At 40.6% G+C, this 16771-nt stretch carries 16 protein-coding genes; all 16 read left to right on the top strand.

What is annotated here, in order from left to right; translation table 11 throughout:
- Positions 1-160: 160 nt before the first annotated feature.
- The 16 genes from AVFI_RS09910 to fliL all read left to right on the top strand — a co-directional run bounded on the left by AVFI_RS09910 (position 161) and on the right by fliL (position 16765).
- Positions 161-1297, top strand: coding sequence for a flagellin (locus AVFI_RS09910; RefSeq protein ID WP_005420373.1), 1137 nt, complete (start codon positions 161-163; stop codon positions 1295-1297).
- 123 nt (positions 1298-1420) lie between these two features.
- On the top strand, positions 1421-1840 hold the full coding sequence (flaG, locus tag AVFI_RS09905; RefSeq protein ID WP_005420372.1) for a flagellar protein FlaG: 420 nt from the start codon (positions 1421-1423) through the stop codon (positions 1838-1840).
- A 24-nt stretch (positions 1841-1864) separates the two neighbouring features.
- Positions 1865-3835 (top strand): flagellar filament capping protein FliD, encoded by a 1971-nt coding sequence (fliD, locus tag AVFI_RS09900; RefSeq protein WP_054775460.1) that lies wholly within the window; start codon positions 1865-1867, stop codon positions 3833-3835.
- A 31-nt stretch (positions 3836-3866) separates the two neighbouring features.
- Positions 3867-4157: a hypothetical protein gene (locus AVFI_RS09895; RefSeq protein WP_011262364.1), complete on the top strand. Its 291-nt coding sequence runs from the start codon at positions 3867-3869 to the stop codon at positions 4155-4157.
- Positions 4158-4172: 15 nt separating this feature from the next.
- Positions 4173-4583 (top strand): flagellar export chaperone FliS, encoded by a 411-nt coding sequence (gene fliS / locus AVFI_RS09890; protein WP_005420369.1) that lies wholly within the window; start codon positions 4173-4175, stop codon positions 4581-4583.
- 188 nt (positions 4584-4771) lie between these two features.
- Positions 4772-6253 carry a sigma-54 interaction domain-containing protein gene (locus AVFI_RS09885; protein ID WP_188863468.1) on the top strand — a complete coding sequence of 494 codons (1482 nt, stop codon included), beginning with the start codon at positions 4772-4774 and terminating at the stop codon, positions 6251-6253.
- A 157-nt stretch (positions 6254-6410) separates the two neighbouring features.
- A complete protein-coding gene (locus tag AVFI_RS09880) occupies positions 6411-7472 on the top strand; it encodes a sensor histidine kinase (RefSeq protein WP_188863469.1) in 1062 nt (353 codons plus the stop codon).
- 3 nt (positions 7473-7475) lie between these two features.
- Positions 7476-8909 (top strand): sigma-54-dependent transcriptional regulator, encoded by a 1434-nt coding sequence (locus tag AVFI_RS09875; RefSeq protein WP_188863470.1) that lies wholly within the window; start codon positions 7476-7478, stop codon positions 8907-8909.
- 100 nt (positions 8910-9009) lie between these two features.
- The gene (gene fliE / locus AVFI_RS09870; RefSeq protein ID WP_054775461.1) at positions 9010-9321 is read left to right on the top strand and encodes a flagellar hook-basal body complex protein FliE; all 312 of its coding nucleotides are present in this window, start codon (positions 9010-9012) and stop codon (positions 9319-9321) included.
- Positions 9322-9338: 17 nt separating this feature from the next.
- The gene (gene fliF, locus AVFI_RS09865; RefSeq protein WP_054775462.1) at positions 9339-11072 is read left to right on the top strand and encodes a flagellar basal-body MS-ring/collar protein FliF; all 1734 of its coding nucleotides are present in this window, start codon (positions 9339-9341) and stop codon (positions 11070-11072) included.
- Positions 11065-12117 (top strand): flagellar motor switch protein FliG, encoded by a 1053-nt coding sequence (gene fliG / locus AVFI_RS09860; RefSeq protein ID WP_012533132.1) that lies wholly within the window; start codon positions 11065-11067, stop codon positions 12115-12117. Before fliF ends, fliG begins: the two co-directional genes overlap by 8 nt.
- A gap of 104 nt (positions 12118-12221) precedes the next feature.
- Positions 12222-13019, top strand: a complete 798-nt coding sequence (gene fliH, locus AVFI_RS09855) for a flagellar assembly protein FliH (protein ID WP_054775463.1) — start codon at positions 12222-12224, stop codon at positions 13017-13019.
- Positions 13019-14338: a flagellar protein export ATPase FliI gene (fliI, locus tag AVFI_RS09850; RefSeq protein WP_005420355.1), complete on the top strand. Its 1320-nt coding sequence runs from the start codon at positions 13019-13021 to the stop codon at positions 14336-14338. The genes fliH and fliI overlap by 1 nt, the downstream gene beginning before the upstream one ends.
- A 10-nt stretch (positions 14339-14348) precedes the next feature.
- Positions 14349-14792 (top strand): flagellar export protein FliJ, encoded by a 444-nt coding sequence (gene fliJ / locus AVFI_RS09845; RefSeq protein ID WP_005420354.1) that lies wholly within the window; start codon positions 14349-14351, stop codon positions 14790-14792.
- A 172-nt stretch (positions 14793-14964) separates the two neighbouring features.
- A complete protein-coding gene (locus tag AVFI_RS09840) occupies positions 14965-16215 on the top strand; it encodes a flagellar hook-length control protein FliK (protein WP_188863471.1) in 1251 nt (416 codons plus the stop codon).
- 64 nt (positions 16216-16279) lie between these two features.
- Positions 16280-16765 carry a flagellar basal body-associated protein FliL gene (gene fliL, locus AVFI_RS09835; RefSeq protein WP_054775464.1) on the top strand — a complete coding sequence of 162 codons (486 nt, stop codon included), beginning with the start codon at positions 16280-16282 and terminating at the stop codon, positions 16763-16765.
- Positions 16766-16771: the final 6 nt, after the last annotated feature.

The raw sequence follows: 16771 nt of genomic DNA, 5'->3' as shown, positions 1-16771 counted from the left end.
TTTATAAAAATTAAACTTAGGCTATCTCGGCGATGTATTTTGTAGAGGTGAGAGTCTACAAAGTATATAGAGATACGCTTTTAAATATATGTGAGAAACAATGGCTGGGGCGGAGGATGAGACCAAACCACCATTGCACTTTCCCTTAGGAGATCTATTTATGTCTATTACAGTAAATACTAACGTATCAGCAATGACTGCACAGCGTTACTTAAACAGCGCAACTGACGGCGTTAACCAATCTATGGAACGTCTATCATCTGGTAGCAAAATCAACAGTGCTAAAGATGACGCAGCTGGTCTACAAATCTCTAACCGTCTAAACACGCAAACTCGTGGTCTAGACGTAGCGGTTCGTAACGCAAACGACGGCATCTCTATGATGCAAACTGCTGAAGGCGCAATGAAAGAGACTTCAAACATCCTTTCTCGTGTACGTGACCTAGCACTGCAATCGTCAAATGGTTCAAACACTGACGCTGACCGTCAAGCGATCCAACAAGAAGTTACGGCTCTTTCTGACGAAATGAACCGTATCGCTGAAACAACTTCTTTCGGTGGCACACGTCTACTTAACGGTAACTTCGGTACTAAATCTTTCCAAGTTGGTGCTGATTCAGGTGAAGCAGTAATGCTTACTCTAAACAACCTACGTGCAGACGAAGCAAACATGGGTGGTAAAACATTCACAGCTTCTGAAGGTGTTGCTGCTGGTTGGACTGCTGGTAAAGACGCAAACATGACTATCACAATCGCTGATAAGAATGGTGAAGAGCAAGCTATCGAAATCAACGCTAAAGCTGGCGACGATATCGAAGAAGTTGCAACATACATCAACGGTCAAACTGACAAAGTTAGCGCTTCTGTTGGCGAAGATGGCAAACTACAAGTATTCGCAGCTAAAGACGTAGCAGAAGGCGAAATCAGCTTCTCTGGTGCTCTAGCTAAAGAAACTGGTATGGCTGATGCTGAAGTTGCAAACAAAACTGTTGGTAACATCGACGTAACTACAGTTGCTGGTTCTCAAAACGCAGTAGCAGTTGTTGACGCAGCAATGAAATTTGTTGATAGCCACCGTTCTGAGCTAGGTGCTGCTCAAAACCGTATGGGTCACACAATCAGCAACTTAGACAACATTAACGAAAACGTTTCTGCTTCTAAGAGCCAAATCAAAGACGTTGATTTCGCGAAAGAAACAACTGAAATGACTAAGTCTCAAATCCTACAGCAAGCAAGTTCTTCTATTCTTGCTCAAGCTAAGCAAGCGCCAAACGCTGCTCTAGGTCTATTACGTTAATCGTTGATTAATTGATAATACTAAAATAGGTAGGTGGGCGGCTTCATCGTCTACCCACTTACTGAAATATGACAGCAGGACCGCTCCTCTTGCTGTCTTTTTTCGTATTAGGAGGAAAATACTATGGATTCATCATTTGTATCTTCAACAATCCACTCCACACCCCCTTCAAATAACGGCACGCAAATTGCTAGTTCTAATGTGCAACCAACATCATCTGTTTATGTAGATAACAAAGCATCGCTTATTGAAGGTACAGAACCTTTAACCGCTAGCGAAGCCATTGTTGCAGAAGCAGAACAAAAGCTTGAAACGAAAAAGAAAGAAGCACTTCATAAAGCAGTAGAAGAGCTTAATGAATACGTTAAAAGCATGGATCGAGGATTATCGTTTCGCCTAGATGAAGAGTCAGGGCGGCAGGTTATTACCGTTTTTGAAGTCAGCAGCGGTGATATCATTCGACAAATTCCCGATGAAAAGATGTTGGAAGTTGCTAGAGATTTAGCTGCCAGTGCATCTGGATTGATAGCTGAGAGGATTTAAACCGTTAATTGAGGAAAGCGATTCATGAGTGTTAGCCCGATGGGGATGGGTGGTGGCCTAGATATTAATTCTATGGTGAGCAAAATAGTTGAAAGCGAGCGCTTACCTAAGCAGCAGCGCATCGACCGTGAACGTTCAGACATAGATACTAATATTAGTGGTTACGGCCGTCTGCAAGAATCATTAGATACCATGAAGAATCTTATGACGACTTTCCGTCAAGACGACACATTTGCATCGAGAACTATCTCAAGTAGTGATGAAGATGTAGTTAGTGCTACGGCGAGCCCTGATGCACTTGCAGGTCGTTATACTATTGACGTTTTACAACTTGCTCAAGCTCAAAAGCTAGCATCGTCTCCTATTCGTGATGATGCTAAATTTGGCCCAGGTAAATTAGAAATATCGCTAGGTAAGAAATCATTTACCATTGATGTTGTCGGCCAAAATAATAAAATTACTGACATTTTAAAACAGATTAACAGTGCACCTTCAAATCCAGGTGTGCAAGCTTCTATCGTAAAAGACGATGGTGGCTCTCGTTTAATTCTCGCATCTGATAAGCCAGGTGAAAGTAACAAAGTTAAAATTGAAGTTGATGCAAAATATAATAACCAACTGCATCGATTTGCGTTTAACCCTGACTTTGATCCAACGGTATCAACGAAGTTTGATATTCCAACATTGCTTCAATATCAGCAAGTGCCTGAAGTTGCCGCTCAACAAGTTCGTGAGCCAATTACAGAGCAAGAAGTACCAGAGCTGAGTGACGAAGAAAAATACGCTTACTTTAAACCTTTGATTGATTATGCCAATCGTGAATTAGCTCGTGAAGAAAAAGCAGCTAAAGAAATCATGATGCAGCAAGAAGCAACAGCAGCATTAGCGACGTTAGAAGATCCAACCGATCCAACATCTGGCATGTCAGGGTGGAGTGAGCGTACTGCCGGAACACTGCAAGCGGCACTTCCAAATGAAGATGAAAAGATTGAATTAGCTAAAGCGGCAAAGCAAGGCGATCAAGACGCTGCAGAAGCGCTTGCAGAAATTGGACAAACGCCAGATACGGTTTTCCAAGCTGCTGGTATTACTTATGAAGCGCCTCAGAAAGAAGCACCGAAAAAAGAACTTGTTGATATAGCAAAAGAAAAAGTAGAAAAACTGCCGCCAACAATTAAAGAAATAGCAAAAGAAAAATTAGAACCGATTGAAAAGGTTGTGGAGACAATTAAACCTGAAGGTCCACGCAAACCTTTATATTCTGGTCTTCAAGAAGTTCAATCGGCAAGTAGTGCAAAAGTGGTCTTGGATGGTGTAGCAAGAATAAGCAGTGACACCAATGTTATTCAAGATGCAGTTCAAGGTGTTGATATCACTTTAAAAGGTACAACAGCAGAAGCAAGTAAACGCATCGATTTAGATGTGCAGTTTGATAGAGATACTGTAAAAGCTGCTATCGAACAATTTGTTAATACTTACAATCAGTTCTATGAGACCACCAAAGCATTAAGTGGCTTTGATCCAGCGACTGGACAAAGTGGTCCACTTGCTGGAGACAGTGTTGTACGTTCGGCTGAGTCTCGCTTAAAATCTGTATTTGTAGCGCCAGTTGAATCGGCTCCTACAGGAATAAAAACACTGATAGAGCTTGGTATTTCAACGACTCGACAAGGTACTCTTGAAATCAATCAATCAATGTTAGATCGTCAATTGAATGAAAATTTCAGTCAGTTGCATACTTTCTTTGGTGGATCAAAAGGCTTTGCTAAGAAAGTTGAAGATGTAATTCAAAGCATGACAGGGGTGAGTGGTCCAATTCGTACACGAATGAATACGATGCGAGATCAAAACTATCGCCTTAATGATCAGCAGGTGGATTTAGATCGCCGAATGGAAAGTCTTCAAGAGCGTACGCGTAATAAATTTGCCAATATGCAAGATGTAACCGGAAAAATGAAAGCGCAGTTATCAGGTATGATGAATGCGCTGGGTTAATACAACCTTGTTATTGATATAGAGGTTACCGATGGAATTACTAAAGCAATTAGAAGTATTAGATCAAGAGTTGCAAAAACAATATCGTAGTGAAGATATTAATTTTGAACAATTGGCTACTTTTTTAGCAAATCGGGAACAACTCTTGCATGCATGTATGCAAGCGTCAGAAATAGTGGCATCCACTGAATGGCAACTCGCAATTGCACGAACCCAACTCATTGTTGAAGAGATGACAGAGTTAGGGCAGCAATTTGCACTTGATTATCAAAAACTGAATCATGCGAAGAAATCGGTTCAGTTGTATAGAAAATTTCAATAAAACTGAGGAAATACGATGAGAGGTTCACTACAGGCATATAAAAAGGTATCAATCGATAGCCAATTAAGTGCTGCATCACCTCATAAGGTAATTCAAATGCTGATGGCTGGAGCTATTGAGCGTTTAATCCAAGGTAAAGCTGCCATGGAGCAAGGCAACACACCAGTTAAAGGCGAGCGTCTTGGCAAAGCATTAGACATCGTGATCAGTCTACGTTCATGTCTATCAATGGACGATGGTGGTGAAATTGCAAGTAACCTAGATTCTTTATACGATTTTATGATCCGCCAAATTTCACACGCTAACCAAAATAATGATGGTCAAGCTATTGATGATGTTGTAGAAATGCTGCGTGAAATCAAATCAGCTTGGGACCAAATTCCTGCAGAATTTCATAACCTTACCGCAGATCAAGTTGGTATCTAATTAAACCGATTTTATAAATCAAATTTATTTTTCGGTTTTTATACTAACCTCTCATTGACAATATGACTGTCGATAAATAGACAGTCATAGTTGCCTTATTTTTCTTATGCTATAATATGTGAGCAATATTTCGTTGCTGTTCAATGAATAGACCACATAAATCAAAGAATTAAGGCATATCCAAATCTATGCAAGGTTTAGCAAAGACTCTTATTATTGAAGATGATGCTCAGAGCCGTCATAATCTTAAGGTGATACTTGAGTTTATCGGTGAACATTGTCATGCCATTTCAGCTTCCGAATTGTCTACTTTTGAGTGGAGTGAGCCATGGAGTGCTTGTTTTTTAGGTCAAGTTTCTGACCAAGCGCTGAAAGATATAATCAAAAGCTCATTAGTTGTACATAATCATGTTCCTGTTATTATGCTTGCGGGGGCTATGCATGATGTTGAGGAATTGACAAACTATGTAGGTGAGCTGAATCAACCAGTTAATTATCCTCAATTAACTGATGCGTTACGTCATTGCCAAGAGTTTATGGGGCGTCGTGGGTTAGACGTTCCTCGCCTAGGTCGTAAAAATACGTTATTTCGTAGTATGGTTGGACAAAGTACTGCTATTAGTACTGTTCGCCATTTAATTGAACAAGTTTCAGGTACAGAAGCAAGTGTATTGGTTTTGGGTGAATCGGGGACGGGTAAAGAAGTTGTTGCACGTAACTTGCACTATCATTCACCACGCCGTAAAGGGCCATTTGTTCCGGTTAACTGTGGGGCTATCCCACCAGATCTTCTAGAAAGTGAACTGTTTGGTCATGAGAAAGGGGCGTTTACTGGTGCAATTACTGCTCGTAAAGGTCGTTTTGAACTTGCGCAAGGCGGTACGTTATTTTTAGATGAAATTGGTGATATGCCAATGCCAATGCAGGTGAAATTACTTCGTGTTCTTCAAGAGCGTTGTTTTGAGCGTGTAGGTGGCAATCAAAGTATTCGTGCTGATGTTCGCATTGTTGCTGCGACGCACCGTAATTTGGATGAGATGATAGGGAAAGGTACATTCCGTGAAGATCTGTATTATCGTTTAAATGTTTTCCCAATTGAAATGCCAGCATTACGTGAGCGTAAGCAAGATATTCCTTTGTTACTGCAAGAGTTATTAGCAAGAATGGAAGCTGAAGGCAGCACACGCATACGACTAACTCCTCGTGCCGTTAACTCGTTAATGGAACACCATTGGCCTGGTAACGTACGTGAATTAGCAAACTTAATTGAGCGTTTGATGATCTTATTCCCAGGGGAATCGGTGGATGTAAATCACTTACCAACGAAGTATCGTTATAGTGATATTCCAGAGTTCCAACCTGAAAATTACAATCAGCAATCAATTGAAGAGCAAGAACAAGCGGCATTAGCTGACATGTTTGCTAACTTTAGTGATGGTGGTATTTCTCAACAAGGAATGCAAAGCGTAGGGCCAACATCGAATGATTTACCAGAAGATGGTTTAAATCTGAAAGAGATGTTAGCTGAAGTTGAAGTTAATATGATATGCCAAGCACTTGAAGCGCAAAATGGTGTTGTTGCACGAGCTGCGGACATGCTGGGTATGCGTCGTACTACTCTTGTTGAGAAAATGCGTAAATATAATTTAAATAAAGATGATATGCGTTAATATTTTTAGTCAAAAAGATATAACGTTTAACTAATTTAAATGACAAAAATTTGACCGTTAAGCTTACATGTTTGTTGTAAGTTGTTGATAATAAATATCAAAAGGGCTGGCATGTAAAATGCATCAGCCCTTTTGTTGTTTTGGCGGGAATAAAATTATGCAGGGTAATTCTGAGGGTGACTTAAACTCACCTCTTGGCACAGTAGAAGAGCAAAATACACGATATAAGCAAGTACTAGATGTAATGCCCGCAGGTGTTATTTTACTTGATACACAAGGTATGGTGTGTGAAGTCAATCCAGAAGCAATTAAGCTTTTAGGTCTACCTTTATTGGGAGAACGTTGGTTTGAAGTCATTCAACGATCGTTTGATCCAAGAGAAGATGATGGTCATGAGATCTCATTGCGTAATGGACGCAAAGTTCGATTGGCAATTTCTGCATCAGAAACAGGTCAATTAATACTGATCACTGATCTGACTGAAACACGTTTATTGCAATCTCGTGTGAGTGATCTTCAACGATTATCTTCATTAGGTAAGATGGTTGCATCGCTAGCTCACCAAGTGAGAACACCGTTATCGAGTGCGATGTTGTACGCCTCAAACTTAGGGTCACCAAATTTGCCAGCCGCAACACATAAACGTTTTCAAACCAAATTGGTTGATCGCCTTCATGATCTAGAAAAGCAAGTGAATGACATGCTTCTCTTTGCTAAAGGCGGTGATAATAAAGTTGTTAAGCCATTCACAATAGGTGACTTGGTTGCTGAATATCGTCCAATGGTTGAAACCGCTCTGCAATCAAATCAAGTCGATTACTACTTAGAAGTCGAACATGAAGATACAGTGCTAATGGGCAACGCTAATGCCCTTGCTAGTGCTATTAGTAATTTGATCATGAATGCCATTCAAGTGATAGGGAAGGGATGTCAAATAGACGTCTTTTTTAGACCTGTGAATGGTTTTTTAAAAATATCGGTGCAAGATAACGGTCCTGGTATACCATTAGAGTTACAAGAAAAAATAATGGAACCATTTTTTACTACTCGCTCTCAAGGCACAGGCCTTGGTCTTGCGGTTGTACAAATGGTTTGTCGAGCTCACAAAGGACAACTTGAATTGTATTCAGAACCGGATGATGGTGCATGTTTTACCATGTCAATTCCACTATCAGCAACCCCAACAGAGAGCCTAGTTCAAACAGAATCTGGAGAATAAATCATGACACAAAGCAAAGTATTAATTGTTGAGGATGATGAAGGTTTACGTGAAGCATTGATCGATACGCTAGAGTTAGCTGGTTACGAGTGGGTAGAAGCCGATAGCGCAGAAACAGCATTACTTATTTTGAAGAAAGAGCCCATTGATATTGTTGTTTCTGATGTTCAAATGGCTGGCATGGGTGGATTGGCCTTATTGCGCAGTATTAAATTGAATTGGCCGAATCTTCCGGTTCTTTTAATGACGGCTTACGCCAATATTGAAGACGCGGTTTCTGCAATGAAAGACGGTGCTATTGATTATATGGCTAAGCCATTTGCACCAGAAGTATTATTGAATATGGTCAGTCGTTATGCGCCAGTGAAAACGGAGCAAACGGGTGATGCTATTGTTGCTGATGAAAAGAGTCTTAAGCTCCTTAAATTAGCTGACAAAGTAGCACGTACAGACGCTAACGTGATGGTGCTTGGTCCTAGTGGTTCAGGTAAAGAAGTCATGTCACGCTACATCCACAATAATTCACAGCGAAGTGAAGGCCCATTTGTTGCCATTAACTGTGCCGCTATTCCTGACAACATGTTAGAAGCCACATTATTTGGTTATGAAAAAGGTGCCTTTACGGGAGCAGTTCAAGCGTGTCCGGGTAAATTTGAACAAGCTCAAGGTGGTACTATTTTACTGGATGAGATCAGTGAAATGGATCTTAACCTACAAGCTAAGTTACTGCGTGTATTGCAAGAACGTGAAGTTGAACGTTTAGGTGGTCGTAAGAGCATTAAGTTAGATGTACGTATTCTAGCAACCAGTAACCGTGACCTGAAAAAATACGTCGAAGAAGGTAACTTCCGTGAAGATTTATATTACCGCTTAAACGTATTCCCTATTGCATGGCCACCATTAAAAGATCGTAAAGGTGATATTGCACCGATAGCTCAACACTTAGTAGAGCGTCACTGTCAAAAACAAGGTTTACCAGTTCCGAGTTTTAGTGCAGAAGCCACTCAAAAACTAGAAGCATACCCATGGCCGGGTAACGTTCGTGAACTCGATAACGTAGTTCAGCGTGCGCTTATTCTTGCTGAAGAACATACGATCACGGCGGACGATGTTTTATTAGAAGGGGTTGATTGGGCTGATGCGGACGGCTTACAACAAGTAGTAAGTGGTGAAGCGCCAACAATTAGACCAGAACAACAAGTACCGTCAATAAACGAGACAGCTGTACCAACAACGTCTGAAGAAAGTGAGGTTTTGGTTGCATCTAGTGGTTTAGGTGGTGAACTTAGAGAACAAGAATTTATCATTATTCTTGAAACCATAAAAGCCTGTGATGGGAAACGAAAAGATGTCGCTGAAAAACTAGGTATTAGCCCAAGAACGTTACGTTACAAGTTAGCGAAGATGCGTGATGCTGGAATAGATATCCCAAGTTAAAACAATGAGTTATTGTTGTTTGTATATTGGTATGTAAATTGCTTTATATACTTCGGGTCGTAAAGTTAAGTCAAGAAGTTGACTGGGTCGGAGAATAGAAATGAAAATTGGTAGTTTACAAGACGAGATGCAAGCAATGATGCTTGATGCGTCAAATGCAACGCGTCAAGTAACAGGAAAAGAAGTCGGTGCGGACTTCAGTGCAATGTTTGCGAAAGCCGTCAATAACGTAAATGGGTTACAAAAGGCATCAAGCGATTTAGCTGTGCGTTTTGACAGAGGTGATGAAGGGGTTTCATTATCAGACGTTATGATTGCACGAAATAAATCAAGCGTTGCATTTGATGCTACAATTCAAGTACGTAATAAGCTAGTTGATGCTTATAAAGCACTGATGAATATGCCAGTCTAATTTCTAGGAATTAAAGCGTGTCAGAAGATAACAAAAATACAAATTTAGCCGTATCGGATGAAACGTCAACAGGCGGTGCTATGGTACTGGATAGCTCTGTTGACGTACAAAATCCAGATGTTGATGAGCAAAGTTCTTCAAAATTAGACTCAGCTTTGGGGAATCTTGACTTATTGCGTCAGGTTATCCTCGTATTATCTGTTTCTATTTGTGTGGCGTTAATTGTCATGCTTTTCTTTTGGGTGCAAGAGCCGGAGATGCGTCCGCTTGGCAGTTATGAAACAGATGAACTTATCCAAGTGCTTGATCATCTTGATGCTCAAAAAGCAGAATACAAACTAGATGGTAATACTATTTTAGTTCCTGCCTCTGAATTCAGTAAAATGAATCTTGATCTGTCTCGCGCAGGCTTAAATAAAGCGGTAGGCGAGGGAGACGATATTTTATTGCAAGATATGGGCTTTGGGGTTTCGCAGCGTTTAGAGCAAGAGCGTCTAAAGCTGAGTCGTGAGCGCCAATTGGCAAGTACATTTGAGCAAATGAGACCAATTAGTAAAGCTCAAGTATTACTTGCAATGCCAAAACAAAGCGTATTTGTTCGTCATAATCAAGAAGCGTCAGCAACGGTATTCTTGACCATGCGAATGGGAGCAATGCTAAAACAAGAAGAAGTTGATTCGATTGTTGATATGGTTGCAAGTGCGGTTCCAGGAATGAAACCAACACGTGTTACCGTAACAGATCAGCATGGTCGCCTTTTAAGCTCTGGTACGCAAGACCCGATGGCCATGGCTCATCGAAAAGAGCAAGAGTTAGAGCGTAAACAAGAGCAATCTTTACGAGATAAGATTGACGCAATTCTTATTCCTATTTTGGGTTTAGGTAACTATACTGCTCAAGTGGATGTGTCTATGGATTTCAGTGCTGTTGAGCAAACTCGTAAGCAATTTGATCCTCAAACGCCATCGACTCGAAGTGAATACACGTTAGAAGATTATAACAACGGTAATGTGATTGCTGGTGTTCCTGGTGCTCTAAGTAACCAACCGCCGGTAGATTCCGCTATCCCTCAAGATATCGCAGAATTAAAAGATGGTTCGGTGTTAGGTCAAGGTTCAGTTCATAAAGAAGCAACACGAAACTTTGAGCTTGATACTACAATCAGTCATGAACGTAAACAAACAGGAACGCTAGCTCGACAAACGGTATCTGTTGCCGTTAAAGAGCGTAAAAGCGTAAATCCTGAAACAGGTGAAGTTACATATACGCCAATTTCAGCAGCAGAATTAGATAAGATCCGTCAAATCATTATTGGCAGTGTTGGTCTAAATGAACAACGTGGTGATTTACTGAATGTACTGAGCGTGAAGTTTGCTATTGAAGAGCAACCAATTGCGATTGATGTGCCAATTTGGGAAAACCCTAACTTTAACGATTGGGTTAAGTGGTTAGCTGGTGCCTTGGTTATTATCGCTGTTATTCTTGTTCTTGTTCGTCCAGCAATGAATAAATTACTGTTCCCTAACCAAGCAGAAGATGAAGCATTGGCAAATGCAGAACGTAATGCTGAAGGTGAGATGGGCTTAATTGGCAGTGATTTAGATGGAGATGGATTCGAGTTTGGTTCAGGTATTGATCTTCCTAATCTGCATAAAGATGAAGACTTATTGAAAGCAGTTCGTGCACTAGTAGCAAATGAACCAGAATTAGCAGCACAAGTAGTTCGTAATTGGGTATCTGAAAATGGCTAATGAAATTGTAGAAGCAGGAAATAAAGAAGAAGAAACACCAGAATTTGATCTTTCTTCATTATCAGGCTCAGAGCGTGCAGCGATTTTATTGCTAAGTTTAAGTGAAGAAGATGCGGCAAGTATTATTCGTCACTTAGAACCAAAGCAAGTTCAAAAAGTAGGTGCAGCAATGGCAACCGTATCTGATTTAAATCAGGTCAAAGTGTCAGCGATTCACCGTGCGTTCTTAGAAGATATTCAGAAATACACCAGCATTGGTATGGGCAGCGAAGACTTTATGCGTAACGCATTAGTTGCTGCTCTTGGTGAAGATAAAGCGAATAACCTAGTCGATCAAATTCTACTAGGTAGTGGCTCTAAAGGCTTGGATTCATTGAAATGGATGGATCCTCGTCAAGTGGCAAGCATCATTATGAATGAGCACCCGCAGATCCAAACCATCGTATTATCTTACTTAGATCCAGACCAATCGGCGGAGATTTTATCTCAATTCCCTGAACGTGTTCGTCTTGATTTAATGATGCGTATTGCGCACCTTGAAGAAGTACAACCATCAGCACTTGCTGAATTGAACGAAATCATGGAGAAACAATTCGCAGGTCAATCTGGTGCTCAAGCTGCGAAAATTGGCGGCTTGAAAGCAGCGGCAGAAATCATGAACTACCTAGATAACAGTATTGAAGGCATGTTGATGGATCAAATCCGTGATCAAGATGAAGAGACAGCAACTCAGATTCAAGATCTTATGTTTGTATTTGAAAACCTTATCGATGTTCAAGACCAAGGTATTCAAATGCTATTGCGTGATGTTCCACAAGAAGTTCTGCAAAAAGCACTTAAAGGTGCAGATGATGCACTTAAAGAGAAAATGTTTAAGTGTATGTCCAAACGTGCAGCTGAACTTATGCGTGATGATCTTGAAGCAATGGGTCCAGTCCGTGTTGCAGACGTTGAAGCCGCTCAGAAAGAAATTCTGGCAGTGGCACGTCGAATGGCAGATTCTGGTGATCTAATGCTTTCTGGTGGTGCGGATGAATTCGTATAATACGTTTTCATTTCATTGAGTTATAATTAAACGGCTATTTCATAATTAAATTGAAATAGCCGTTATTCTTTCTAAATCTTCTTCTTTTTTTACGGGTTATCATCATGAGTATTAGCAAAAAACGTGGCTTTATCCGCATTACCGATGAGAGTGAACTACAAAAAACCAATATTTGGGAATCCCCAGATTACTCTGATCCAAATAAGCCTGCTCGTGAAACTGCTTTTAATTACGATCCAAGTTGGACTCCATCGCTTCCAAAAGAAGACGAGCCAGAAGAATTTGTTTTAACAGAAGAAATCATTGAACAAATTAAGCAAGGCGCTTATAACGAAGGCTTAATGGAAGGCCAAGAATTTGGCTATAAAGAAGGTTTAGAAAAAGGTCAAGCGGAAGGTTTTGAAGCAGGGAAGCCTGAAGGTTATCAAGTTGGTTATGACGAAGGAATTGCAGCAGGCCAAGCTGAGATTCAAGAACGTATTCAGCAATTAATTGCCATGGCTGATAAGTTTGCTGAGCCGTTAGCATTGCTTGATTCTCAAGTCGAAAAACAACTGATAGATATGGTGTTAGCACTGACTAAAGAAGTGGTTCACGTAGAAGTAAAAACAAATCCTCAAGTGATTTTAGATACGGTTCGAGAATCAGTAGAAACATTGCCTGTTACTGAACGCGAAATTAAAATTGCGTTAAATCCAGAAGATCACCAACGAGTTATTGAAGCGTATGGCGAAGAAGCTTTAACGCAAAAGCAGTGGACATTAACTGCTGAGCCGTCGATGAATTTAGGTGATATAAATATTCAAGCCTCTGATTCAAAAGTGAGTTATTTGCTAGAAGAACGAATTAAGAGCGTACTGAACAAATTCTGTGGTGTGAATCGCCATCAAGGAAATCAGTAATGTTGCCATTATCTGAACGTTTATCTCAATACAAAACCACAGGCTTAACCACACGTGCTATTGCTTCTGGAAAATTAGTGCGTGTTGTTGGACTAACGCTGGAAGCAACAGGTTGCCGAGCTCCTATTGGCAGTTCCTGTTTGGTTGAAACCGTAAATGGTGAGATTGAAGCCGAGGTTGTTGGTTTTTCAGGTGAAAACTTATTTTTAATGCCAAGTGAACAAGTTTCAGGCGTATTACCTGGCGCTAAAGTCACTCCAATCGCCGATGGCAGTGGTATTCCAGTTGGTATGGAATTACTTGGTCGTGTGGTTGATGGGGTTGGTAATCCTATTGATGGTCTTGGTGAACTTTATACTGAACATACCGCATCATTTACTTCTGAGCCAATTAACCCATTATCACGAAAGCCTATTTCAGAGCCGCTTGATGTTGGTTTAAAAGCTATTAACGGCTTATTGACTGTGGGTAAAGGTCAGCGTTTAGGCTTATTCGCTGGTTCCGGTGTTGGTAAATCGGTAACACTGGGCATGATGACTCGTGGTACAACAGCACAAGTGGTTGTGGTTGGCTTAATTGGTGAACGTGGACGTGAAGTTAAAGAGTTCATTGAAGAAATTTTAGGCCCTGAAGGTCGTCAACGCTCGGTTGTGGTTGCCGCTCCTGCCGATGCATCTGCACTGATGCGACTAAAAGGGTGTCAAACTGCATTAACTATTGCTGAATATTTCCGCGATCAAGGTTTAGACGTTTTACTATTAATGGATTCGTTAACACGTTTTGCTCAAGCACAGCGTGAAATTGCCCTATCTGTTGGTGAGCCACCTGCAACCAAAGGTTATCCGCCTTCTGTATTTGCAAAATTACCGGCATTGGTTGAACGAGCGGGTAATGGTAATGAAAACCAAGGTTCTATTACGGCATTCTTTACCGTATTAACCGAAGGGGATGATTTACAAGATCCTATTGCTGATGCTTCACGTGCGATTTTGGATGGACACATTGTATTGTCTCGTGAAATGGCCGATGCCGGACATTACCCTGCGATCGATGTCGAGAAATCAGTCAGCCGTGTTATGCCACAAATCACCGACGAAGAGCATATGCTTATGTCTAAAGCGGTGAGACAAGTGTTGTCTACCTGTCGTAAAAACCAAGATTTGGTATCGATTGGGGCGTATAAGCCGGGTACTGATCCTGCTATTGACCAAGCGTTTACGTTAAAACCAAGATTAGACGAATATTTACAGCAGCGTATGAAAGAAAGTGTTCCATACGATATGTGTAAAAACATGCTTAAAATGTTGCTTAGTGGCTAAGGCATAATAAATGACAAGTACTTTTGATTTCTTATTAGAGCAAGCCCAAGAAAGAGAAAACCAAGCTGTGATGGCGCTGAACAAAGCCAAAGCTGAGTTGGAAGACTTTTATGAGCAAGTAAAGCAGATTGAAAAATACCGTCTTGATTATTGTAATCAACTGTTGCAACGTGGCCAGCAAGGGTTAACTGCAAGCCAATATGGCCATTTAAATAAATTTTTGGTTCAGTTGGATGAAACATTAACCAAGCAAAAAAGTGCAGAATCCCATTTCACATCACAAGTGGATAATTGCCAGACCTATTGGCAAGAGACTCGTAAGCAACGACGATCTTATGAGTGGATGATGGATAAGAAAAAAGCAGAGCGACAAAAAATGCTGGATAAGCAAGAGCAAAAAATGATGGATGAGTTCTCAACCCTTCAATTTGCTCGCCGAAGTAAAACTGAATAATCATATTGAGTGATTGCTTCAAGGTTTTCTCAATTCATCAGCATTTTCCCTTCATAATCTTTCAACTTCTTATTGAATAACAAAAGTGGCTTAATATTTGCTTTAAAATAAGCAAAGCTGAGCCACTATCGCGCTCGTCAAAAAAATCCACACTCAATGTAGAGAACATACTATGAGCAGTCATGACTTATCATTAAACGGTATTAATAAAACCGCGCCTGTAAAGCCAGATACTAAAACGGCTGCTGTAGATAAACCAGAATCTGAAGGCTTTATTGAAGAGCTAAAAGAGGTAATGGGATTAAAGGAAAAAGACGACGCCAAAAAAACAACGGTTGATGAGAAAGGCGATGTTGAAAAAGGTGAAGCGAGCGAAAAATCGAAAGAGTCTGAATCTGTTGATGAAACAAAAGAAGAAACAACAGAGGACAAAGTAAGCCAAGGTTCTGAATTATTATCTCGTCTAGACCAAGCGAACAGCACATTGGTTGATAAAAAAGATGAAAGTAAAAAAGCTTCGGGTGACGAAGAGTCATCTGATGAATCAGAATCATCCGATTCGAGCGATGCTGAAATGTTGCTTACTCAAGCAAGTATTGCCGCTGAAGGTGAGAAAAGCAGCAGCAAAACCGTAGCTGAAAAAACAGATCCATTAAAAGAAATTCAATGGGGAAGTAGTGCTAAATCGTCAACTCAAGTAGAGGGCGAAACGCAAAGCAAAGGTGAAGCCGCAGGCAATAAAGAATCAACCAAAGAATTATTAACGTCAACTGCACTGATTGGTAAGGCAGAAGCTGAAGCCGGAAAGTTAGCAGAGGCGAAAAAAGCAAAAATGGATATCTCAGCACTTGGTATGACTCAAGTTGCTAATGGTGAAACGGTTAATTTAACTGAATCAAAAACCACAGATACCTTTGCACAACAACTAGCACATGCGTCAGGTACGACGGCCACTCAACAAGCGGCAGCCGTTCAAGCGCAACGAACAGATCCTATGAATGTGCCTTTGAGTATTCGCCAAGAAATGGTGAGTGATGAAGTGGCAGAGCGCATTAATATGATGATGGCAAAAAACCTGAAACATGTAGATATACGCTTAGATCCACCAGAAATGGGACGTATGCATATTCGATTGAATATGGGGGCAGATAGTGCCGGTGTGCAATTTACGGTTTCGAACCAACACGCAAGAGATGCGATAGAACAATCATTGCCACGTTTACGTGAAATGTTTGCTCAACAAGGGATCCAATTGGCCGATACATCGGTACAGCAACAAAGTTCTGGTGATTCTTCACAATATGCTTATCAAAAAGAAGAGCACAGTAACCGTGGTTCAGGCTTTAGTGAAGAATCTTCAGAAGAGCGTGAAATTAGTGTTCAAGTATCAAAATCAAATGATGGCATCAGTTTTTACGCATAAACACAATAATGCAAATTAGCGACATTAAAATAAAAATTAATAAGTTATTTAAAGAGGAATGAGAATGGCTGAACAAGGTGATGTGCCTAAAGGTAAGAAGAAACTAATGATCATTATTGCATTAGTTGCTTTATTACTGATTGGTGGAGGCGTTGCTGCTTGGTTCTTTATGTCAAGCGAGCCAGCACCAGAACCAACAGAGCAAGATATTGCCGCTTTGGAAGCGAATATGCCAGCACTGTATTTAAATTTACCTCAGCCATTTATCTTTAATGTTACTGGCGATAAACGTGATCGCTTAGTACAATTGAAAGTACAGGTTATGATGCGTGGTGTGGATAATGAAGTGGTTGCTAAACAGCATACTCCGCTTATTGAGAGTGCTTTGTTATCGACATTTGCTGCTGCAACCGTTGAACAATTAAGAGAGCCACGTGGTCGAATTGAGCTACGTGAGCAAGCGACACGTGATATCCAAGATGCTTTTACTAAAATTACAGCTAAGCCTGTAGTTGAAAAAGTATTATTTACCGATTTTGTAATGCAATAGGTTTAA

Origin of the sequence: Aliivibrio fischeri ATCC 7744 = JCM 18803 = DSM 507 (assembly GCF_023983475.1) — a bacterium.
GTDB classification, from domain to species: Bacteria; Pseudomonadota; Gammaproteobacteria; order Enterobacterales; family Vibrionaceae; genus Aliivibrio; species Aliivibrio fischeri.
This window is presented reverse-complemented; position numbering and strand designations above follow the sequence as displayed.

What these genes read in the sequence shown, in the direction of transcription:
- AVFI_RS09910 (WP_005420373.1), top strand. Translation starts at nt 161, where the DNA reads ATGTCTATTACAGTAAATACTAACGTATCAGCAATGACTGCACAGCGT.
- flaG (WP_005420372.1), top strand. Translation starts at nt 1,421, where the DNA reads ATGGATTCATCATTTGTATCTTCAACAATCCACTCCACACCCCCTTCA.
- fliD (WP_054775460.1), top strand. Translation starts at nt 1,865, where the DNA reads ATGAGTGTTAGCCCGATGGGGATGGGTGGTGGCCTAGATATTAATTCT.
- AVFI_RS09895 (WP_011262364.1), top strand. Translation starts at nt 3,867, where the DNA reads ATGGAATTACTAAAGCAATTAGAAGTATTAGATCAAGAGTTGCAAAAA.
- fliS (WP_005420369.1), top strand. Translation starts at nt 4,173, where the DNA reads ATGAGAGGTTCACTACAGGCATATAAAAAGGTATCAATCGATAGCCAA.
- AVFI_RS09885 (WP_188863468.1), top strand. Translation starts at nt 4,772, where the DNA reads ATGCAAGGTTTAGCAAAGACTCTTATTATTGAAGATGATGCTCAGAGC.
- AVFI_RS09880 (WP_188863469.1), top strand. Translation starts at nt 6,411, where the DNA reads ATGCAGGGTAATTCTGAGGGTGACTTAAACTCACCTCTTGGCACAGTA.
- AVFI_RS09875 (WP_188863470.1), top strand. Translation starts at nt 7,476, where the DNA reads ATGACACAAAGCAAAGTATTAATTGTTGAGGATGATGAAGGTTTACGT.
- fliE (WP_054775461.1), top strand. Translation starts at nt 9,010, where the DNA reads ATGAAAATTGGTAGTTTACAAGACGAGATGCAAGCAATGATGCTTGAT.
- fliG (WP_012533132.1), top strand. Translation starts at nt 11,065, where the DNA reads ATGGCTAATGAAATTGTAGAAGCAGGAAATAAAGAAGAAGAAACACCA.
- fliH (WP_054775463.1), top strand. Translation starts at nt 12,222, where the DNA reads ATGAGTATTAGCAAAAAACGTGGCTTTATCCGCATTACCGATGAGAGT.
- fliI (WP_005420355.1), top strand. Translation starts at nt 13,019, where the DNA reads ATGTTGCCATTATCTGAACGTTTATCTCAATACAAAACCACAGGCTTA.
- fliJ (WP_005420354.1), top strand. Translation starts at nt 14,349, where the DNA reads ATGACAAGTACTTTTGATTTCTTATTAGAGCAAGCCCAAGAAAGAGAA.
- AVFI_RS09840 (WP_188863471.1), top strand. Translation starts at nt 14,965, where the DNA reads ATGAGCAGTCATGACTTATCATTAAACGGTATTAATAAAACCGCGCCT.
- fliL (WP_054775464.1), top strand. Translation starts at nt 16,280, where the DNA reads ATGGCTGAACAAGGTGATGTGCCTAAAGGTAAGAAGAAACTAATGATC.